Annotated in this window: 19 protein-coding genes; 8 read left to right on the forward strand and 11 right to left on the reverse strand. The window is 63.0% G+C overall.

The annotated features are described in order from the left end of the window. Positions 1–310 precede the first annotated feature (310 nt). A complete protein-coding gene (proC, locus tag NKI08_RS27055; protein ID WP_352773922.1) occupies positions 311–1,126 on the reverse strand; it encodes a pyrroline-5-carboxylate reductase in 816 nt (271 codons plus the stop codon). A gap of 226 nt (positions 1,127–1,352) precedes the next feature. Here proC and NKI08_RS27060 point away from each other — a divergent pair, with 226 nt between their 5' ends. The 5 genes from NKI08_RS27060 to NKI08_RS27080 all read left to right on the forward strand — a co-directional run bounded on the left by NKI08_RS27060 (position 1,353) and on the right by NKI08_RS27080 (position 5,981). Further along, the gene (locus NKI08_RS27060) at positions 1,353–2,081 is read left to right on the forward strand and encodes a hypothetical protein (RefSeq protein WP_352773924.1); all 729 of its coding nucleotides are present in this window, start codon (positions 1,353–1,355) and stop codon (positions 2,079–2,081) included. Between the two features lie 36 nt (positions 2,082–2,117). After that, positions 2,118–2,252, forward strand: coding sequence for a hypothetical protein (locus NKI08_RS27065; protein ID WP_352472722.1), 135 nt, complete (start codon positions 2,118–2,120; stop codon positions 2,250–2,252). Positions 2,253–2,289: 37 nt separating this feature from the next. After that, complete coding sequence (folD, locus tag NKI08_RS27070) at positions 2,290–3,189, forward strand: bifunctional methylenetetrahydrofolate dehydrogenase/methenyltetrahydrofolate cyclohydrolase FolD (protein WP_352472721.1); 900 nt, start codon at positions 2,290–2,292, stop codon at positions 3,187–3,189. Between the two features lie 16 nt (positions 3,190–3,205). Further along, the gene (locus NKI08_RS27075) at positions 3,206–4,204 is read left to right on the forward strand and encodes a GlxA family transcriptional regulator (RefSeq protein ID WP_352503600.1); all 999 of its coding nucleotides are present in this window, start codon (positions 3,206–3,208) and stop codon (positions 4,202–4,204) included. Positions 4,205–4,313: 109 nt separating this feature from the next. Next, a complete protein-coding gene (locus NKI08_RS27080) occupies positions 4,314–5,981 on the forward strand; it encodes a vWA domain-containing protein (protein WP_352773927.1) in 1,668 nt (555 codons plus the stop codon). A 48-nt stretch (positions 5,982–6,029) separates the two neighbouring features. Here the strand turns inward: NKI08_RS27080 and edd are convergent, their stop codons facing one another. From edd to zwf, 3 genes are all read right to left on the reverse strand, one after another. Then, positions 6,030–7,853, reverse strand: coding sequence for a phosphogluconate dehydratase (gene edd / locus NKI08_RS27085; RefSeq protein WP_352541754.1), 1,824 nt, complete (start codon positions 7,851–7,853; stop codon positions 6,030–6,032). A 73-nt stretch (positions 7,854–7,926) separates the two neighbouring features. Further along, on the reverse strand, positions 7,927–8,640 hold the full coding sequence (pgl, locus tag NKI08_RS27090; RefSeq protein WP_352541755.1) for a 6-phosphogluconolactonase: 714 nt from the start codon (positions 8,638–8,640) through the stop codon (positions 7,927–7,929). Then, the gene (gene zwf, locus NKI08_RS27095) at positions 8,622–10,091 is read right to left on the reverse strand and encodes a glucose-6-phosphate dehydrogenase (protein ID WP_352773930.1); all 1,470 of its coding nucleotides are present in this window, start codon (positions 10,089–10,091) and stop codon (positions 8,622–8,624) included. Before zwf ends, pgl begins: the two co-directional genes overlap by 19 nt. 272 nt (positions 10,092–10,363) lie before the next feature. Here zwf and NKI08_RS27100 point away from each other — a divergent pair, with 272 nt between their 5' ends. Next, positions 10,364–11,110 (forward strand): SDR family oxidoreductase, encoded by a 747-nt coding sequence (locus NKI08_RS27100; protein ID WP_352503604.1) that lies wholly within the window; start codon positions 10,364–10,366, stop codon positions 11,108–11,110. 63 nt (positions 11,111–11,173) lie between these two features. Here NKI08_RS27100 and NKI08_RS27105 read toward each other — a convergent pair whose 3' ends face one another. From NKI08_RS27105 to NKI08_RS27120, 4 genes are all read right to left on the reverse strand, one after another. Next, complete coding sequence (locus tag NKI08_RS27105) at positions 11,174–11,974, reverse strand: SH3 domain-containing protein (protein ID WP_352503605.1); 801 nt, start codon at positions 11,972–11,974, stop codon at positions 11,174–11,176. Positions 11,975–12,233: 259 nt separating this feature from the next. After that, the gene (locus tag NKI08_RS27110; RefSeq protein ID WP_352773932.1) at positions 12,234–13,520 is read right to left on the reverse strand and encodes an NAD(P)/FAD-dependent oxidoreductase; all 1,287 of its coding nucleotides are present in this window, start codon (positions 13,518–13,520) and stop codon (positions 12,234–12,236) included. Positions 13,521–13,609: 89 nt separating this feature from the next. Continuing rightward, entirely contained in the window at positions 13,610–13,978 is a 369-nt protein-coding gene (locus NKI08_RS27115; protein ID WP_352773934.1) for a four helix bundle protein, read from the reverse strand. 74 nt (positions 13,979–14,052) lie between these two features. Continuing rightward, a complete protein-coding gene (locus NKI08_RS27120) occupies positions 14,053–15,486 on the reverse strand; it encodes a glutamine synthetase family protein (RefSeq protein ID WP_352457076.1) in 1,434 nt (477 codons plus the stop codon). A gap of 169 nt (positions 15,487–15,655) precedes the next feature. On the opposite strand from NKI08_RS27120, the gene NKI08_RS27125 reads away from it, so the two are divergent. Then, positions 15,656–16,372, forward strand: a complete 717-nt coding sequence (locus tag NKI08_RS27125) for an HAD family hydrolase (protein WP_352773936.1) — start codon at positions 15,656–15,658, stop codon at positions 16,370–16,372. 32 nt (positions 16,373–16,404) lie between these two features. Here NKI08_RS27125 and NKI08_RS27130 read toward each other — a convergent pair whose 3' ends face one another. After that, positions 16,405–16,794: an ANTAR domain-containing protein gene (locus tag NKI08_RS27130; RefSeq protein ID WP_352773938.1), complete on the reverse strand. Its 390-nt coding sequence runs from the start codon at positions 16,792–16,794 to the stop codon at positions 16,405–16,407. Between the two features lie 431 nt (positions 16,795–17,225). Between NKI08_RS27130 and NKI08_RS27135 the strand changes: the two genes are divergently transcribed. Continuing rightward, positions 17,226–17,687: a RidA family protein gene (locus NKI08_RS27135; protein WP_352773940.1), complete on the forward strand. Its 462-nt coding sequence runs from the start codon at positions 17,226–17,228 to the stop codon at positions 17,685–17,687. Between the two features lie 64 nt (positions 17,688–17,751). Here NKI08_RS27135 and NKI08_RS27140 read toward each other — a convergent pair whose 3' ends face one another. Together NKI08_RS27140 and aceA are read right to left on the reverse strand one after the other, a co-directional pair. Further along, on the reverse strand, positions 17,752–17,994 hold the full coding sequence (locus tag NKI08_RS27140; protein WP_023719402.1) for an SMc00767 family acetate metabolism repressor: 243 nt from the start codon (positions 17,992–17,994) through the stop codon (positions 17,752–17,754). Positions 17,995–18,072: 78 nt separating this feature from the next. Then, positions 18,073–19,362: an isocitrate lyase gene (gene aceA / locus NKI08_RS27145; RefSeq protein WP_352773942.1), complete on the reverse strand. Its 1,290-nt coding sequence runs from the start codon at positions 19,360–19,362 to the stop codon at positions 18,073–18,075. Positions 19,363–19,386: the final 24 nt, after the last annotated feature.

The following is a 19,386-nucleotide window of genomic DNA, read 5'->3' on the forward strand; positions in this document are numbered from 1 at the left end:
AGACACATTCTCCACGGCGATCTCCTGTTGAGTGAGTGGTTCGATGCAGCCTCACCCTGACAGAGCGCCGGCCGCCGTTCACTCCTCATGGGATCTAAAGCCGGCAAAGACGGGCCGCCCGTGAACAAGGACGAGGTCGACGACTTGTGGGGACATCGCTGATATCTGTCGACATTCTAGGCTATCGCGATTTTGATGTCGGCAGGACAGTGGAAGGGGGCGAAGGAACGCCGCGTAACGGCTTTTCTACCGGTAGCTATTGCCGACAGGAACGGTCGACCATCACCGCCGACCGGCTCCCCCAGAAGCCCTACTTCCCCAGCTCTATCGACCGCAGCCGCGCCGCTTCCACCGCCTCGGTGAGCAGGCGCGTCAGCCGGTCCTCGCCCATCAGTACTGCAAGGGCCGCAGCCGTGGTGCCGTTGGGGCTGGTCACCTGCTGCCTGAGCACGCCCGGCTCCTCGCCGCTTTCGGCGGCCAGCGATGCGGCGCCGTAGACCGTCTGCATGGCCAAGAGCTTGGCAGTCCCGGTCGGCAGGCCGGCTTTCTCGGCGGCCACGGTCAGCCCTTCGATGAAATGGAAGATATAGGCCGGCCCCGACCCGGAGACTGCCGTCACCGCATCCATCAGGGCCTCGTCGTCGATATCGGCCACTTGCCCGCTTGCCGAAAGCAGGTCGGCGACGAAGCGTTTGGTTTCGTCGGAAACCAGCCTGTTGGAAAACACCACCATCATGCCCTTGCCGATCGCCGCCGGCGTGTTGGGCATGCAGCGCACGATCGGCGCGCGGTCGCCGAGAATACCTTCAAACGTGGCGACCGGTGTCCCGGCCGCGATGCTGAGGAAGGTGGTCCGGCCATCGTTGAAGCGGATGTAACCAGCCGTCACGTCGCGGATCACCTGCGGCTTCACCGCAATGACGACGAGAGCCGGCACGGCGTCAGCCGGGATGGCGCCGGCATCGGCGCCAACACCGCAGCCCAGTGCTTCGGCACGCTTGCGCAAGTCGGCATTGGGCTCGACCACGAACACCGCAGTCGGAGCGAGCTTGCCGGCTTTCAGCCAGCCCGAGAGCATGGCGTAGCCCATATTGCCGCAACCGGCGAGAACAAGCCTGATCGTCATCGAAAGCCTCCCATAGAGATGGCTTCCCCATAGACGTTCGCGGCAGGGCGGGGAAGCCCTGTTGGGACCGTGATCGGGCGGAAACCCCGACCTTGCGGTTGGGATGCGCATGTAGTCGCGCAGTCGCGCGGCGACCAAATTAACCTTTTATTTCCTATGCCTGTTTAGCATCGCTTAAGCAGTGGCGGTCGCTACGCCCCAGCCCGAGGGGAAGGCTCCAGAAACCATGGCTTATAGGAAAAATCGTGAACACTGGAGGAACCAGCAGTCCTTGCTGTCGCTCGTCGAGGCGGTGCGCGGCGAGGACGAAGCATCGCTGGTTTCGCTAGAGGACCGCGCAGGCCCGTCATGGCGCGAGGATGCCGCCACACGCCATCGTCTTGCCCGCTCGCGCCGCGAAGCGTGTGCCAGTCCGATCCTGTTGGCAGCCGCCGGCATAAGCCAGCCCGATCCTGATGAGCCAAAGGCCGGCACCATACTGATGGAAGAGGCTGCAGCGGCCGATGGGTTTTTCGACCCCGCTGGCCCCCTTGGCGGCCCCGATGCCGGTTCCGCCGATCACGCAGCATACCGGGCAGCGCCGCCTCCCGCTTCGCCGGTCGAGGTCGCGCGCCCAGGGCCGATCGGTGCCGTGTTGTCGGCGCTGCGCAGGCTCATGCCCGGCAGCGCGCCGGAGGAGGTGGCGTCCGGCGAGACTTCTGCCGCCACAAATTCCGGTGCAGCCATGCCGCCCGCCTTCCCTCCACAGCCGCTCTATGCCGGACAGGCACCTTATCCGCAGCAACCCGCGCCGCCGCATCCGACCTATACTCAGGCCCGGTCGAGGAAGGCAAATCAGGCCTCGGAAGCCGCCGATCAGCAAAGCCAGATCGAGGAAATCCGCGCCAGCCTGCGCGAATTCCGCGAGGCGGTTCGCGAGCTCACCGAAAACCGCACGCATCGCCGCTATTTCTGAGCGTCGAATAAAACATGCCGGTTTCGAGTTAACGGCATGGGACGGCGCATTGACGGGATTGCCCGGCTCGATTTTCGTGAAAATGCCGCGCTGCATGTCCGCCCGCAGCACATGGTTCTGGGCAACGGCCTGCATAAAAGATATCTGGAGCGCGCCGCATGGATGTTTTAACGCGGCAGGCTTACGCGATAGGCGTCGAGGGTGGTTCATGGCTGAGTTGATTGACGGAAAAAGCGTCGCCGAAGACGTGGTGCGGCGGGTCAAGGCCCTGACCGCCGAACTGGCGGAAAAGGGCGGACGGCAGCCCGGTCTCGCCGTGGTCATCGTCGGCGAGGATCCGGCGAGCCAGGTCTATGTCGCCTCCAAATCCCGCACCGCCAAGGAATGCGGCTTCCATTCGGTTCAGCACACGCTGCCGGCCGAAACCTCCGAGCCGGACCTGTTGAAGATCATCGGCCAGCTCAACGCCGATCCGGCCATCAACGGCATCCTCGTGCAGCTTCCGCTTCCCGGCCATATCGATTCCGGCAAGATCATCCAGACCATCGCGCCTGAGAAGGATGTCGACGGCTTCCACTTCATCAATGTCGGCAAGCTCGGCACCGGCGAGCTCGAGACCGCCTTCGTGCCTTGCACGCCGGCCGGCTCGATGCTGCTGATCGAACGGGTGCGCGGCAAGGACCTGTCCGGTCTCAATGCGGTCGTCGTCGGGCGTTCGAACATCGTCGGCAAACCGATGGCCAATCTTCTGCTTGCCGCCAACTGCACCGTCACCATCGCACACAGCCGGACCAGGGACCTGCCGGCGCTTGCCCGCACCGCCGATATTCTGGTCGCCGCCGTCGGCCGGTCTGAAATGGTCCGCGGCGACTGGGTCAAGCCTGGCGCCACCGTCATCGATGTCGGCATCAACCGCGTCGTCGCACCTGAAAAGGGCGAAGGCAAGACGCGCCTCGTCGGCGACGTCGCCTTTGCCGAAGCAGCGAAAGCGGCCGGCGCCATCACGCCGGTGCCTGGCGGCGTCGGACCGATGACCATTGCCATGCTGATGGCCAACACGCTAGCTTCCGCCTATCTCGCAGCCGGATTGAAACGGCCTTCCTTCTGACCAGAAAGCAGCGTCCTTGCCGAACCTCACTGTTCCCTTAGAACGGCCGGTCACCAATGATCCCGTTCAGGGCGGGCGGCAGTTCGGGTTTCTGTTGGTCGACAAGTTCTCCATGTTCTCGCTGGCCGCGGCAATCGACACGTTCCGGTCGGCGAACCGGCTGCTCGGCCGCGATTTCTATGGCTGGACTACGGTGTCGGCCGACGGCGACGCCGTCATGGCGTCCAACGGCCTGCCGCTCAAGATCGACTACGCCGTTGCCGATCTGCCGGCGGTCGATATCCTGTTCGTCTCGGTCGGGCTGACGACGGAATTTCCCGGCAAGAGCAAGGTGCTGGCGGCGCTGCGCAGCTGGGGCCGGCGCGGCAATGCGCTCGGCGCGCTTTCGGTTGGCTCTTACCTGCTTGCCGAAGCAGGCCAGCTCGATGGCTATCGCTGCACCATTCATTGGGAAAACCGCGCCGGCTTCCTCGAACGCTTTCCGGACATCAACTGCACCGGCAACGTCTTCGAGATCGACCGAAAGCGCTACACCTGCGCCGGCGGCACCACATCGATCGACCTGATGCTGGAGATCGTGCGCGGTGATTTCGGCTCGAGCCTCGCCAATGGCGTCGCCAACCAGTTCCAGCATGAGCGCATCCGCTCGGCCGGGGACCGCCAGCGCGTCGGCCCGGAACGCGACCTGACCGGCAAGTCGGAGAAGCTGCGCCGCATCGTCGAGCTGATGGCCGACCATCTCGACGAGCCGCTGTCGGCGGTGCAGCTCGCCAAGTCGGCGGGCCTGTCGGTGCGCCAGGTCGAGCGCCTGTTCCTGCGCCATCTCAGCGTGACGCCCGGGCGCTATTATATGCGGCTTAGACTCGAGCGGGCGCGCGAACTGCTGCGCCAGACCAACATGCCGATCCTCGACGTGGCGATCGCCACCGGCTTCACCTCGCATTCCTATTTTGCCCAGAGCTATCGGCTCCAATTCGGCCGGCCGCCTTCCGAGGAACGCCGCACGACCTATTGAGGGTTGCACAGAGGTGGCGCAGCTTCGTACTCCACCCGGGCTTGTGTCGCGACGCAGCGTCAAATAGCTTTCCGGCGCCGAGCGGCGGCGACTGACGGGGGGATTTTTGATGACGGGATTTGTGCAGAGCGTCGCTGCGGCGGCCCTGTTGCTGTGGACGACAGGGTTCGGCTTCGCCGCCGATCGCGTCATCGTCATTCTCGATGCCTCCGGCTCGATGTGGGCGCAGATCGACGGCAAGCCCAAGCTCGAAATCGCCCGTCAATCGCTGCGGAACGTGCTGCAATCGGTCCCGGCCGAGGAGGAAATAGGCTTCATGGCCTATGGCCATCGCGAGAAGGCCAGTTGCGACGACATCGAACTCATCGTGCCACCGCAGGCAGGCTCGGCAAGTGCGATCTCAGCCGCGGCCGACAGCTTGAAATTTCAGGGCAAGACGCCGTTGACCGCCGCGGTCAAGCAAGCGGCGGAAGCATTGAAATACACCGAGGACAAGGCGACGGTCGTGCTCATCACCGATGGCATCGAGACATGCAACGGCGATCCCTGTGCGCTCGGCAAGGAACTGGAGGCTGCTGGCGTCGACTTCACCGTCAATGTCGTCGGCTTCGGCCTGACGGCGGCCGAAGGCAAGCAGATCGGTTGCCTCGCCGACAATACCGGCGGCAAATATATCGAAGCGTCGGATGAAAAGGCATTGCAGGACGCCCTCGTCGAGACCGTCGCGCCTCCGCCACCCGCCCCTGAACCGACTCCCGCCCCGCAGCCTGCTCCCCAGCCGGCGCCCGCTCAGCCGGCGGAGTCCAATTTCGTGCCCACCGTCGTGCTTGCCGAGGGTGGCGATCCCGTCACCGACGGCAATGCCTGGGAGATCTACAAGGCGAATTCCGACGGCACGCGCGGCGATCCCGTCACCACCGAATATGGCACCTACAAAGGCAATCTGGAGCCGGGCGACTATATCGTCGTCGCGCGTGCCGGCGAGGCCAGGGCCGAACAGAAGATCACAATAGAGCCTGGCCAGGTCGCCAAACCGCACTTCAACTTGAATGCCGGCACGCTGGTCATCCACCCCAGGCCGAGCGAAGGAGCGGACGTTGATGACGGCGCGGCTGTCGTAATCGGCTATCCCGGCGTCGACACCCCGCCGACCTATTACGGTGACACGAAAGTCGTGCTGCCGGCCGGTGACCAGAAGGTGACGGTCACGATCGGCCAGGGCATGGTTATCGAGACGATCCCGCTTGCCGCCGGCAGGGTCATCGACAAGGACATCATCGTCGGCGTCGGGCGTGTCGTCGCCAACGCCTATTATGCTGCCGGCGGCGACAAGGCCGAGGGTTCGGGCATCGGCTTCAAAGTGCTCCAGGCGAAAAAGAACGTCGACGGAACCAGGCAGGAGGTGACTTATGCCTACGGTCCGGACAGCAAGTTCGATCTGCCGCCCGACGATTATGTAATGGTCGCGACGGTCGACCTTGCGGTGGCCGAGCAGCCGTTCAGCGTCAAGGTTGGCGACCATCAGGATCTGAAGATCGCGATGAACGCCGGCATGCTGACGATAACCGCGCCAGGAGCCTCGAAGATCGAGATATTCGAGGCCAGGAAGGCCATCGACGGAACCCGCAAGTCGGTCGGCTACGCCTATGATCAGAAGTATGAAGCCACCCTGTCGGCCGGTGACTACGCGGTGGTTTCGGAGAAATCGGACAACAGCTCGAAGGAAGGCACGGTAACGGTCAGAGCCGGCGCGCGAGCCGAACTGACGGTTCAATAAATCCAGTGGAGAGCAGCCATTAGCCGCTCTTACTTATTGCCGAAAAAATCACGCCGTACCGAAGGCGCTGGCGCCATGGTCGGCGCGTCCCACCAACTGCCGGAACCCGGCGAAAAGCTCGCGGCCGAAGCCGAATTCATTGCCTATGAGGTCGCTGTCCGCGGGCCGGCGCAGTGCGAAATCGCCGGCTGGCACCAGTACCTCCAGCGTCCCGGCCTCGGCGTCGAGCCTGATGATATCGCCGTCATGGATCCTGGCGATAGGCCCGTCCTCCGCCGCTTCCGGCGTCACGTGGATCGCCGCCGGCACCTTGCCTGAAGCGCCCGACATGCGGCCGTCGGTGACCAGCGCCACATGCTGGCCGCGGTCCTGCAGGATGCCGAGCACGGTGGTCAGCCTGTGCAATTCCGGCATGCCGTTGGCCTTCGGACCCTGGAACCGAATGACGGCGATGAAGTCGCCGGTCAGCGACCCCGCCGTGAACGCCTCGTTCAGGCCTTGCTGGCTGTCGAACACCTTGGCCGGCGCCTCGATGATGCGCCGCTCCGGCTTGACCGCCGATGTCTTGATGACGGCGTGGCCGAGATTGCCCGAAAGCACTTTCAGACCGCCGCTCGGCTGGAACGCCTTCTTGAACGGCGCCAGCACCTTCTCGTCCCCGCTCTCGCGCGGCGAAGCCTCGCGCACGACGCCGCCGTCGGCGCCGAGCCTGGCCTCGACCGCGTAGGGGCGCAGCCCTTCGCCCCACACCGTCTGCACATCCTCATGCAGGATGCCCGCGTCGAGCAGTTCGCGGATCAGGAAGCCGAGCCCGCCGGCGGCATGGAAGTGGTTCACATCGGCAAGGCCGTTCGGATAGACTCGCGCCAGCAGAGGCACGGCTTCCGAGATGTCGGAAATATCCTGCCAGGTAATGGCGATGCCGGCCGCCGCTGCCATGGCGATCAGGTGGATGGTGTGGTTGGTCGAACCGCCGGTGGCGTGCAGGCCGACGATACCGTTGACGATCGAGCGCTCGTCGATCATCCGCCCGACCGGCGTGTAGGCGTTGCCGAGCGCGGTGATCGCCAGCGCCCGCTTCGTCGCCTCCCTGGTCAGTGCGTCGCGCAACGGCGTGCCGGGATTGACGAAGGAAGCGCCAGGCGTGTGCAGGCCCATGATCTCCATCAGCATCTGGTTGGAATTGGCGGTACCGTAGAAAGTGCAGGTTCCCGGCCCGTGATAGGATTTTGATTCCGCTTCGAGCAGTTCGGCCCGTCCCGCCTTGCCCTCGGCATAGAGCTGGCGGATCTTGGCTTTTTCGTCGTTCGGAATGCCGGTCGTCATCGGCCCGGCCGGGATGAAGACCGCCGGCAGATGGCCGAAGGTCAGCGCCGCGATCACCAGTCCAGGCACGATCTTGTCGCAGACGCCGAGATAGACGGCGGCATCGAACATGTTGTGCGACAGGCCGATTGCCGCGGCCATGGCGATCACGTCGCGCGAGAACAGCGACAGCTCCATTCCGGGCTGGCCCTGGGTGACGCCGTCGCACATCGCCGGCACGCCGCCGGCCACCTGGGCGATGCCGCCGGCCTCGCGCGCCGCATCCTTGATCAGCCTCGGAAACGTCTCGAAAGGCTGATGCGCCGACAGCATGTCGTTATAGGAGGTGATAATGCCGAGATTCGGCACCCGGTCGCCGCCAAGCGCCACCTTTTCGGAAGGGCTGCAGACGGCAAAGCCATGGGCCAGGTTGCCGCAGGACAGCACGGCCCGGTTGGCGGTGCGGTTCGAGGCTTCGGCGATGCGGCCGAGATAGGCCTCGCGACCGGGCTTGGAGCGCTCACGGATGCGCTGGGTGATGGCTTCGATATCGCGTCTTGCGGTCATGGCGGTCGGTCCTTTCAGGCGAGGTCCCGCAAACACCTTCCGGCTGTTGCCGGGACCTGCAGCCAAGTTGAGATCAGGGTGCCCAGAAAACCTCTACGGGCTTTTGAGTGGCATCGAGCACGGCGCGAATGGGCTTTCGTGTTCCAGTTCCAAGCGCGGCCTCGAATGCGCTGCGTTTTTCCGCGCCCTCGATATGCAGCGCGATGAAGGCGGCTTTGATGATCCGCGCCAGTGACAGCGTCAGCCGTGGCTCGCCGGCGCTTGCCGCATGAACCGGAAGCACGACCCTTTGCGACGACGGATCGAGCAATCTTGCCAGGTTCTCGGCATCCGGAAAGAACGAGGCGGTGTGGCCATCAGTTCCCATGCCGAGCACAACGACGTCGAGTGGCCAGGGCAGCACTTGCAGCGCCTCGCTGTCGGAGACCGCTGCACCCTCGATACTTGCCGCGGCGTGGTAGAGCGGCACGAAATTCGCGGCGGCGGCCGCGTTCTGCAGCAGGTTGGCGGCAACCAGGCCGGCATTGGAGCGCGGCGATGAGGGCGGCACGAAGCGCTCGTCGACCAATGTTATCGTCACCTTTTCCCAGGCGATCGGAACGGTCGAAAGCGCCGCGAAGAATTTCGCCGGCGTCGTGCCGCCCGAGACCGCAAGCAGCGCCGTGCCGCGCTCGGCGATCGCCTTTGACAGACGGCCGGCGACGTGGCCGGCAAGCGCTGTGGCCAACTCCTGGCGTCCGGCAAATTCGTGCCAGTTGTAGGCGCCGCCTAATTGCTCTCGTGCCATGTCCGCCCGTCGCGTTCGATCAGCGCAATCGAGGCCGAGGGGCCCCATGTGCCGGCGGTGTAGCCTTGCGCCTCTTGCCTGCCGCTTTCCCAGGCGTCCTGGATCGGGTCGATCCATTTCCACGCCGCCTCGACCTCGTCGCGGCGCATGAACAGCGTCTGGTTGCCACGGATGACGTCCATGATCAGCCGCTCATAGGCATCGGGGGCGCGGCCGTCGAAGGATTGCGCAAAACTCATGTCGAGCGGAATCTGGCGCAGCCGCATGCCGCCCGGCCCCGGATCCTTGATCATGATGAACTGCTTGACGCCCTCGTCGGGCTGCAGCCTGATGACTAGCTGGTTGGCGGAAATCGGCCCGGCGCTCTCGCCGAAGATCGAATGCGGGATCGGCTTGAATTCGATGACGATCTCCGAAACGCGCGTCGCCAGCCGCTTGCCGGTTCGGAGGTAGAACGGCACGCCCGCCCAGCGCCAGTTGCCGATCTCGGCCTTGAGCGCAACGAAAGTCTCGGTGTTGCTGTTCTTGCCGAGTTCCTCGACATAGCCTTTCACCGGCCCGCCGGCCGAGGCGCCGGCACGATACTGCCCGCGCACCGTGTGCTTCGGCGCTTCGTTGCCGTTGATGCGCTTCAGCGCCCGCAGCACCTTCAGCTTTTCGTCACGGACGGCATCGGCGTCCATCGACGACGGCGCCTCCATCGCGACCAGGCAGAGCAGCTGCAGCATGTGGTTCTGCACCATGTCGCGCAATGCGCCGGCCTTGTCGTAATAGGTGACGCGGTCTTCCAGGCCGACAGTCTCGGCCACGGTGATCTGCACATGATCGACATTGGCGGAATTCCAAAGCGGCTCGTAGAGCGCGTTGGCAAAGCGCAGCGCCATCAAATTCTGGACCGTCTCCTTGCCGAGATAGTGGTCGATGCGGAAAATCTGGCTTTCATGGAAGTCGTCGCCGACCAGGTCGTTGAGCGCGCGCGCCGAAGCGAGATCGCGGCCGATCGGCTTTTCCAGCACGATGCGCGAATTCGGCGTGATCAGCCCGTGCTCCTTCAGCTTGTGCGAGATGTCGCCGAACAGCGCCGGCGCCACAGCCAGATAGAAAGCGCGGATGTGTTCGCTGTCGCCGATCGCCTTCTTCAGCCTGTCGAAGCCGGCACCTGTGGTTGCATCTGCCGGGATATAGGAGAGCCGCGCGAGGAACGTCTTCAGTTCCGTGGCGTCGATATCCTCCGGTTTCACATGATCGGCAATCGCCTGCCTGGCGAACGACTGGAATTCCTCGTCGGTCATCTTCGAACGCGATGTGCCGATGATGCGCGTCGGCGCGGAAAACTGGTGGTCGCGCTGCCGGTGGTACAGCGACGGCAGAAGCTTACGTTCCGAGAGGTCGCCGGTGCCGCCGAAAATGATGAAGTCGAAAGGGTCGACGGGAATGATCTGGCTGGTCATGGTCTGTCCGCTGTGACGCCGGTCGCGATAACGCGGCTGATATAATCTAATCGATTTAAACTTGCCAGTGCCATTGCGTCACATCCGCGTGTGCTCTTGACACCGGCGCTGGCCGGAGGCTTGTCGGCAAGCGATGCTTCCGGAGCCTTCGCAGTTGCAGCATAGAGCCGGATGGCAGCGAAAGCCAAAGGAGAAATCGTCGATGGACGCACATCTTTCGATGGCCTGGCCAAACGCGTCATCGATCGCTTTCAACGATGAGTGAGAAAAGCATGCGCCTCAAAAATAAGGTCGCCATCATCACTGGCGCTGCCTCGGGCTTTGGCGAGGGCATGGCCAGGCGCTTTGCCGAGGAGGGCGCGCGGGTAGTCGTCGCCGATCTGAACGCCAAGGGCGCAGAGCGCGTTGCCGGCGAGATCGGCGAAAAGGCGATCTGGACCCAGACCGACGTCTCGCTGCGGTCCGAATTCGACGACATGGTCAATGCCGCAATGAGCGCCTTCGGCCGCATCGACATCATGGTCAACAACGCCGGTTACACCCATCGCAACGGTGACATGCTGGAAGTCGACGAAGCGACCTTCGACCTGATCACATCAGTCAACATGAAGGCGATCTACCACGCAGCGCTTGCAGTGGTGCCGGTCATGGAACGGCAAGGCGGTGGCGTCATCCTGACGACGGCCTCCACGGCCGGTATCAGGCCGCGGCCTGGCCTCACCTGGTACAATGCATCGAAGGGCTGGGCGATCACCGCGACCAAATCGATGGCGGTGGAACTCGCGCCGAAGAACATCCGCGTCAACTGCCTCTGCCCAGTTGCCGGCGAGACCGGCATGCTCGCGAAATTCATGGGCGCCGACACACTCGAGATCCGCGAGAAGTTCCGCGCGTCGATCCCGCTCGGCCGGCTTTCGACGCCGCTCGACATAGCCAATGCCGCGCTTTGGCTTGCTTCGGACGAAGCGGCTTTCATCACTGGCGTGGCGCTGGAAGTCGACGGCGGACGTTGTATTTGAACGGCCGGGGCCTCCGGCGAAGGACTGGCTGATGGCTAGCGACCCGCAATCACTCTGCCGGCCCTACGCCCCGGTTTTGACGTAGCTCTTGTAAATCCAGCCGCGCTTGCCGTTGTAGACGATCTGGCACCATTGCTTGCAGCTCATCACCTGCACCGAGGTCTTGGCCGGCACGGTGAGAATGGCGGCTGCATTCTTTTTTGGGGCGGTGCGCATGGTGACGGATCTCAGGATGCGTCCGGTACCGGCAGTATTGGCTCTTCCGGAATTTGCCTTGGTGCTGTTGTCGTCTTCGCTCGAAGTCTGCGTCGGCAGTTGCGGCTTGGGCGTGGGGATGGCGGCGGTCTGCGCGCCATCGGGCCCGCTGTTTTTCGTTGAGCTGCCGGGAGCCGCGACTTTGGCAAACAATGCCGCAGCGTCGGGTTTTGCTGCCGGGTCGGCGAATGCCACCGAAGCAGACGATTTATCGGTCGCCTGCTCGGTCTGGCTTGCCAGCTGGTCGGATGCTGCCGTGGCGGCGGCCGATGCCGTCTTTGGCCCTGTCCAGCGCGGATCGTTGGGAGCCAGCGCTGGTATCTCGGCTTCCGCTGCGGCCACCGCTGGGGAAACCGCATCTGCCTTGCCCGTCGTCCGCGGCGCCGCAGCAACCTTGGCAGGCATGATCTTCGTCGTCTTGACCGGGATGGTCGGAACGATCTGCTCAGGACTTGCGGCCGCTTGTCGCTCATTTGCCGGCAATGCCAGCCACAGTGCCACCGCGGCAACGCCGAGCAGTGCGACCGTGCCAAGCGCGGCTATCACCAGATGCGCGTTCGACCGGACCCCGTGCCAGAACGTCGGCCGCATATCGTAGCCGAATTGCATCGCAAGGCGCCGTCGTTCCGGCGCGCCGAAACTGAAGGGCTCTCTCACACTTGCCACCTCCATTTGCGGGCCAATGTTCTTACGACCCATGCCGGAGAGCCGGCATTTCGATCGGCATCGGTCCCAAACCAAAAGCGGGCAGGCCCGCAAAAATTCCCCGTTCAGCTGCCCACGAGCATCATCTTTCGCCCGCGATTGTGGCATCACTGCGCCCTTGGCGGGAATTCTGCGCCCTGGTTAAGGATTCTGCAACGTCTGGTTAGATCCTGTCCCGCAACGCGTACCAGTTGAGCGCAAGGAAGAGCAGTGGCGCGCGCAAACGCCGGCCGCCGGGGAAGGGTGGAATTTTCAGGTCCTCGATCAGCTTCAGCCGGTCGCGGTTGCCGGCGACCGTCTCGGCATAAAGCTTGCCGAAAAAGTTCGACAGCATGACGCCGTGGCCGGAATAACCGCCGATCGAGGTCACATTGGGCATCACTTCGCGCACGAACGGCTTTCTCGGCACGGTGATGCCGACGTAGCCGCCCCAGCCATGAGTGATCTCGACGTCCTTCAGTGCCGGATAGATCTCAGCAATCTGCCGGCGGATGTGGATGTGGATGTCCTTGGGATCGTTGACCGCATAGATCTCGCGCCCGCCAAACAGCAGCCGCCCATCCTTCGATTTGCGGAAATAGCGCACGACGAAGCGCGAATCGTCGACCGCCTCGCCACCCGGCAGTATTTTGGAATCGGCTCCCAGCGGTACCGTCGCGCCGATGAAGGAGCCGATCGGCATAATATGCGCGGCACTCACCGGTTCGAGCGTGCCGCCATAGGCGTTGACCCCGATCAGGCATTTAGCGGCGGTGATCGTGCCCTTCGGCGTCGCAACCCTGACCTTGGCGCCGCCGGAGGTGATGCCGGTCGACGGCGTCTGCTCGAAAAGCTTTGCGCCGGCCTCTGCCGCGACTTTCGCGGTGCCGATCACCAGCTTCAGCGGATGGACATGGCCGGTGCCGGTGTCGCGGGTGCCGCCGAAATAATGCGTCGAGCCGAGCCGCTCGGCAGTCTCCGCGGCATCCATGAATGAGATGTGCGGATAACCGAACCGGTTTGCCATGATCTCGGCATGCGCCTTGTAGTCGTCGACATAGCGCTTCTTGTGCGCCACCGACATCTGGCCGGGCATATAGTCGATCTCGATCTGGTGCATCGCGGCAAAGTCGAGCAGATGCGCCTTGGCCTCTTCGGCAAGGTCGAACAGCGCCTTGGCGCGGGAAAAGCCGTATTCCGCTTCCAGTTCCTCTGCCCAGGCCCGTTGTCCGGTGCCGAGCTGGCCACCATTGCGGCCCGATGCGCCGTCACCGAAACGATGCGTTTCGATAAGCACGACATCCGCGCCTGTCGTGGCGAGATGAGCCGCCGCCGACAGGCCGGTAAAGCCGCCGCCGACAATCACCACATCGCATGTCCGGTCGCCGTCGAGCGCCGGATATTCGGGCCTTGGCCCGGCCGTGTCTTCGTACCAGGAGCGGCCGGGGGAGATTGGGGATTGGTAAGTCATGATGCTCGGCTAGGGCAGTAGGGCAGTAGGGCAGTAGGGCAGTAGGGCAGTAGGGCAGTAGGGCAGTAGGGCAGTAGGGCAGTAGGTGTCTATTCAGCCGACAGCTTGCGGATCAGAAGCCGCAAGAGCTTTCCTACGCTCTCGCTATGGGGCATCAATGACTCGACCGCCTCGCGAGAGGTAATTCCAACCCTTTGCGCGATTAAAAGGTGTGTCTCCAGTTCCTTGAGTGATCCCTGGGCGATCCTGAGAAACTGCTGGTAGGAAGCTCGGCTTTCTCGGCCGTAACCCTCGGCGATGTTGGCGGGCACCGACGTTGCTGCCCGACGCACCTGACCCGTCAGCCCGTAGATCTCGTCTTTCGGCCAAGTCCTTGTCACCTGGTAGACTGCAACTGTTAGGTCCATGGCTTGCTGCCAAACGATCAGATCCCTGTACGATGCGATCTTGTCCGTCATCCTTGCCCTACTGCCCTACTGCCATATTGCCCTACTCCCCTACTCCCCTACTCCCCTACTCCCCTACTCCCCTACTACACATTCAGCAGCAAATACTCCCTCTCCCACGGGCTGATCACTTCCATGAAGGTTTCGAATTCCGCTCGCTTGATCGCCGCATAGGTGGCGGCAAATGACTTGCCGAGCAGCGCGCCGAGTTCTTCGTCTGCCTCGAACAGGTCGACGGCTTCGAGCAGGCTGCGCGGCAGGTCGATCTGGTCCTCGTTGGCGGTCGTCAGAACCGGCGGCTCGGCCTTGATCTTGTTGGTCATGCCGATCAGTCCGCAGGCAAGCGATGCCGCCAGCGCCAGATAGGGGTTGGCATCGGAGGAGGGAATGCGGTTTTCGACGCGCCGCGCAGCCGGGTCGGAGCGGGGCACGCGGAAGGCGGTGGTGCGGTTGTCGTAGCCCCATTTGTTGTTGACCGGCGCCGAGGCCGACTGCGTCAGCCGCCGGTAGGAATTGACGTAGGGCGCAAACATCACCAGCGCGTTCGGCACATGTTTCTGCATGCCGCCGATGAAATGGAAGAAGGCCTCGGTCTCCGAGCCGTCCTCCGCCGAAAAGACGTTCTTGCCGGTCTTCTTGTCGATGATCGACTGATGGATATGCATGGCCGAACCGGGCTGCCCTTGGATCGGCTTGGCCATAAACGTGGCGTAGATCTCGTGCTTGAGCGCCGCCTCGCGGATGGTTCGCTTGAACATGAACACCTGGTCGGCGAGCTCGATCGGATCGCCGTGACGCAGATTGATTTCGAGCTGACCGGCGCCCTCCTCGTGGATCAGCGTGTCGATCTCCAGGCCCTGGCTTTCGGAGAAATGGTAGATGTCGTCGATCAATTCGTCGAATTCGTTAACCCCGGCGATCGAATAGCCGGCGCCGCCGCCGATCGGCCGCCCCGATCGACCTACCGGCGGGGTCAGCGGATAGTCCGGATCGGGGTTCTTGCGCACCAGGTAGAACTCGATCTCGGGTGCCACGACCGGCCTCAGTCCACGCTTGTCATAGGCGGCAAGCACGCGCTTCAGCACGTTGCGCGGCGTGAACTCGACCGAGCGGCCGTCCTGGTGGACGAGGTCGCAGATAACCGCCGCGGTAGGGTCCTCCTCCCACGGCACCACCGTCAGCGTCGAGAGGTCAGGCATCAGCTTGAGGTCGCCGTCGTCCTCCGGATAGTGGAAGCCGTTGCCGTCCTCCGGATAGCCGCCGGAAATCGTCGTCATGAACACCGCCGAAGGCAGCGCCAGCGAGGTGTTGGAGGTGAACTTCTTCGATGGCATCATCTTGCCGCGCGCAACCCCGGCCTGGTCGGGTGTGATGCATTCGATATCTTCGATGCCGCGCCATTCCAGCCAGGCGCTGACTTCCTTCCAGTTCTTGACGCCACGTTGGTTTTTCACGAAGGCAGGCGTGCGGGCGCGTCCTCCGCGGCTCGACGGACGGACTTCCTTTTTTGCAGGCGGCATCAATCACCAGATTTGTTGCAGATTGTGGAGTATAGCCGTTGCCGGCGACGAAAGGGAAGGGGAGCCGGCTGGCGTCCGCCTCGACTAGCCGGGGAAACACAACGACTTCCGGATAAAAACATCCTGGTCTAGGGTCGGCGTCCCGCAACGCCGCAATTGAAGACGTCGAATGCAACACAGCCGCAAACTGACAACGATCGGCTTCGATGCCGACGACACGCTGTGGCAGAACGAACAGTTCTTCCGCATGACCGAGCAGCGCCTCTCCGCGCTGCTCGCCGACCACGCCGAGGAGGATCGGATTTCGGCAAGATTGCTGGAGGCCGAGAAGCGCAACCTCGCGGTCTACGGCTTCGGCATCAAGGGATTTACGCTGTCGATGATCGAGACGGCGATCGAGGTCACCGAAGGCCAGGTGCCTGCCTCAACCATTGCTGAAATTCTCGCCGCGGGCCGCGAGATGCTCAGCCATCCGATCGAGCCGCTTCCGCATGCGCGCGAGACCGTGGAAAAGCTGGGCGGCGCTTACCGCCTGGTGCTGATCACCAAGGGCGACCTGTTCGACCAGGAACGCAAGCTGGCGCAATCCGGCCTGGGCGAGCTGTTCCATGCGGTCGAAATCGTCAGCGACAAGAGCGCGGCCACCTATAGCCGCATCTTCAGCCGCCACGGCGACGGCCCGGAAAAGGGCATGATGGTCGGCAACTCGCTCAAATCGGACGTCGTGCCGGCCATCGAAGCCGGCAGTTGGGGCATCCACGTTCCGCATGAGCTGACCTGGGTGCTGGAACATGTCGAGCCGCCGGTCTCGGCACCACGCTTTCGCCAGATAGCCAATCTCGGTGAATTGCCGGGCTTGATCGAGCGTATCGGCGAGATTGATTGATCAGGTCTGCAGTCGAGGCATAGCGGTCGGCGTCAATTGCGGCTAATTGCGATCAGCCGGTCGATCACCGGCTGCAGCCGTTCGGTGGTGATCGGCTTGACGACCACTGCATCGACGACGCTGGACAAGCCCAGGCTCTCCGGAGTGCCGGTCTTGACTGCAAGCAGGATCACCGACGGAAGCGATCTGCCTGACGCCCTTCGCAGTGCATCGATACCCGACAGCAAGGCGTCGCAGTCCCCGTTCTCCGCACCGCCGTCGAGAACGACAGTCCCGGGAATCAGCGTGTGCAAGGCCTTTGCCGCGGTTTCGGGAGTTTCCGAGATCGGTTTGAGGCCGGACCGCTCCACGATCTTTGAAACCACGACGCGGTTGATCGGTGATTTTCCGACCACCAGCACCCGAGAAAAATCCGGGAGCATCCGCGTCTCCATGTTCCGGCTAACGAAAGGCAGCTGTTTTGCAGTCTCGATATCGCGATTCGCTGGGCACATGGCGGGGCAGGCCGTTGTTCAATGTTTCAATGCAGGGTTGAAACTCGAGAGGTAATTGGCGTGAGATCACTGCTCATGTCAAGCTCAAATGGCATATCAGGAGAATATCGCAAGAAACATTAAAATTAAAATTAAGTGCTTTTCTTTGCCGCCGCCCGAAGGAGAAGTTGCCACCACAACCGGGCAGGCTTCAGCGAAGTTTGGCTTTGCGGCGCGTACGCACCAACTCGCAGCCATAGCCGGGTTGACGAAAGGTTGGATGAAGGCGAGGCAGGTCTGTCGCGAGCTTGTCGTATCGCCTCGCCGGACTACCCTTCCTCGTTGGCTAGGCACGTCTCTTTGATCGGCGGGAGATGACAATGGAACTCGTGACTCACAAGAAATTCAAAAACGGCCGGTTGATGCCATGGGGAAAGGGTACGGTCGTTACCGGCGCAAAGGGATTTGTCTACCTTTCCGGAAACACCGCGACCGCCGAGGACTACGATCCGATCGGCAAAAGCGGCGGCGGCGCCGTCGGCGATGCGGCCGCGCAGTGGCGCGCAATTCTCACCAACATCAAATTAGATCTGGAAGAGCTTGGCACTGGGCTCGAGCATCTCATCCGGCTGACCTTCTTTGTTAAGGGGCCATTTCCCGATGGCGGCGTGCTGAGCTCCCCCAATTTTCGCCTGGACGTCTTGGACGAATTCTTTGCCGTGCACTGCCCGAAGCACTGCAGCTACAACAACCCGCCGCCGTCGGAAGTTATTGGCGTTGCAGCGCTTGCGCAGCCTGATCTTGTCATTGAAATCGTTGCACTAGCAGCTCTGCCGGACTAGGCAGAGCCGCGGCGTGCGAGGTGCAATAGCATGCGTTCAAAAAGGCGCGGTGCGATAGAGTTTATCAGTCGTGGCTCCGCTGCGTGACGATGACCGGGATCAGCAGATCGCCCCAGTTGCCGTCGCCGCCATGGTGCCGTGCCGAGCGCACCAGTTCGACCGAGACGCCGGCCTCGACCGCCTTCATCACCGACTGATTGAGCCTGTGCAGATCGTTCGCCAGCATTCGGATGGTCGCCTGCTGGTCGACATTCATGCTGGTGGCCTGCTCTTCGGCCCGTTCCTTGACGCGGCTTATCGATGCCATTGGTCTTCTCCCTGTGTTGCCATGTCTGTTGTATTGCCATGCCCGTTTGAGCGTTCCCTCGGTCTGTCTGCTATTCCGCTATTCCGCCGCCGGCCTGAATTGGGCGTGCTCGGTCGATCCATGCATGGCCGTGGTCGAAGACTGGCCACCGGTGATCGCCATCGAGACGGCGTCGAAATAGCCGGTGCCGACCTCGCGTTGGTGCTTGGTGGCGGTGTAGCCATTGGCTTCCGCGGCGAATTCCGCCTCCTGCAGTTCCGAATAGGCGGCCATCTGCCGCTCCTTGTAGCCGCGGGCGAGCTCGAACATGCCGAAATTGAGCTGGTGGAAACCGGCCAGCGTAATGAACTGGAACTTGTAACCCATGGCGCCGAGTTCCTTCTGGAACCTCGCAATCGTCGCGTCGTCGAGATTCTTCTTCCAGTTGAAAGACGGCGAGCAATTATAGGCAAGCAGCTTGCCTGGATGATGCTTGCGCACACCCTCGGCAAACGTCCTGGCCTGCGCCAGATCGGGCTTGGAGGTCTCGCACCAGATCAGGTCCGCATAGGGCGCATAGGCGATGGCGCGGGCGATGCAGGGCTCGATGCCGTTGCTGACATGGTAGAAGCCCTCCGCCGTGCGGCCGGCGCCATAATCGACGAAGGGCCGGTCGCGTTCGTCGATGTCGGAGGTCAAGAGCTTTGCCGCTTCAGCGTCGGTGCGCGCCACGACCAGCGTCGGCGTTCCCATGACGTCGGCGGCAAGCCGCGCGGCGTTGAGGTTGCGGATGTGTGCGGCGGTCGGGATCAGTACCTTGCCGCCGAGATGGCCGCATTTCTTCTCCGAAGCCAGCTGGTCCTCGTAATGGACACCGGCCGCACCCGCCTCGATGAATGCCTTCATGATCTCGAAGGCGTTGAGCGGCCCGCCGAAGCCGGCTTCGGCATCGGCGACGATCGGCGCGAACCAGGTGTCGACCGACAGCCCCTTGCCTTCCGAAGTCTCGATCTGGTCGGCGCGCTGTAAGGTTCGGTTGATGCGCTTGACCAGCTCGGGCGCCGCATTGGCGGGATAGAGCGACTGGTCCGGGTACATGGCGGAAGCGGTGTTGGCATCGGCGGCGACCTGCCATCCCGACAGATAGATCGCTTTCAGCCCCGCCCGCACCTGCTGCATCGCCTGGTTGCCCGACATGGCACCCAGCGCGTTGACGAAATCTTCTTCATGGATGAGCTGCCACAGCCGGTTTGCCCCCATTTCGGCGAGGCTCTGCCGGATCTGCACCGAGCCGCGCAGCCGCTTCACCTCCTCCGGCGAATAGGGCCGTTCGATGCCATCAAAGCGGCCTTGCGGCGCCGACGGGACAAGGTTGTAAAAGTCGGTCATTGGTCACTCCAGGCGGTTTTGATG

The organism is Mesorhizobium sp. M0768, from assembly GCF_040320195.1.
Taxonomy (GTDB): Bacteria; Pseudomonadota; Alphaproteobacteria; order Rhizobiales; family Rhizobiaceae; genus Mesorhizobium.

Excerpts from the sequence above, each read along its gene's own strand:
- proC (WP_352773922.1), bottom strand. The coding sequence starts at position 1,126 with ATGACGATCAGGCTTGTTCTCGCCGGTTGCGGCAATATGGGCTACGCC.
- NKI08_RS27060 (WP_352773924.1), top strand. The coding sequence starts at position 1,353 with ATGGCTTATAGGAAAAATCGTGAACACTGGAGGAACCAGCAGTCCTTG.
- NKI08_RS27065 (WP_352472722.1), top strand. The coding sequence starts at position 2,118 with ATGGGACGGCGCATTGACGGGATTGCCCGGCTCGATTTTCGTGAAAAT.
- folD (WP_352472721.1), top strand. The coding sequence starts at position 2,290 with ATGGCTGAGTTGATTGACGGAAAAAGCGTCGCCGAAGACGTGGTGCGG.
- NKI08_RS27080 (WP_352773927.1), top strand. The coding sequence starts at position 4,314 with ATGACGGGATTTGTGCAGAGCGTCGCTGCGGCGGCCCTGTTGCTGTGG.
- edd (WP_352541754.1), bottom strand. The coding sequence starts at position 7,853 with ATGACCGCAAGACGCGATATCGAAGCCATCACCCAGCGCATCCGTGAG.
- pgl (WP_352541755.1), bottom strand. The coding sequence starts at position 8,640 with ATGGCACGAGAGCAATTAGGCGGCGCCTACAACTGGCACGAATTTGCC.
- zwf (WP_352773930.1), bottom strand. The coding sequence starts at position 10,091 with ATGACCAGCCAGATCATTCCCGTCGACCCTTTCGACTTCATCATTTTC.
- NKI08_RS27100 (WP_352503604.1), top strand. The coding sequence starts at position 10,364 with ATGCGCCTCAAAAATAAGGTCGCCATCATCACTGGCGCTGCCTCGGGC.
- NKI08_RS27105 (WP_352503605.1), bottom strand. The coding sequence starts at position 11,974 with ATGCAATTCGGCTACGATATGCGGCCGACGTTCTGGCACGGGGTCCGG.
- NKI08_RS27110 (WP_352773932.1), bottom strand. The coding sequence starts at position 13,520 with ATGACTTACCAATCCCCAATCTCCCCCGGCCGCTCCTGGTACGAAGAC.
- NKI08_RS27115 (WP_352773934.1), bottom strand. The coding sequence starts at position 13,978 with ATGACGGACAAGATCGCATCGTACAGGGATCTGATCGTTTGGCAGCAA.
- NKI08_RS27120 (WP_352457076.1), bottom strand. The coding sequence starts at position 15,486 with ATGCCGCCTGCAAAAAAGGAAGTCCGTCCGTCGAGCCGCGGAGGACGC.
- NKI08_RS27125 (WP_352773936.1), top strand. The coding sequence starts at position 15,656 with ATGCAACACAGCCGCAAACTGACAACGATCGGCTTCGATGCCGACGAC.
- NKI08_RS27130 (WP_352773938.1), bottom strand. The coding sequence starts at position 16,794 with ATGCTCCCGGATTTTTCTCGGGTGCTGGTGGTCGGAAAATCACCGATC.
- NKI08_RS27135 (WP_352773940.1), top strand. The coding sequence starts at position 17,226 with ATGGAACTCGTGACTCACAAGAAATTCAAAAACGGCCGGTTGATGCCA.
- NKI08_RS27140 (WP_023719402.1), bottom strand. The coding sequence starts at position 17,994 with ATGGCATCGATAAGCCGCGTCAAGGAACGGGCCGAAGAGCAGGCCACC.
- aceA (WP_352773942.1), bottom strand. The coding sequence starts at position 19,362 with ATGACCGACTTTTACAACCTTGTCCCGTCGGCGCCGCAAGGCCGCTTT.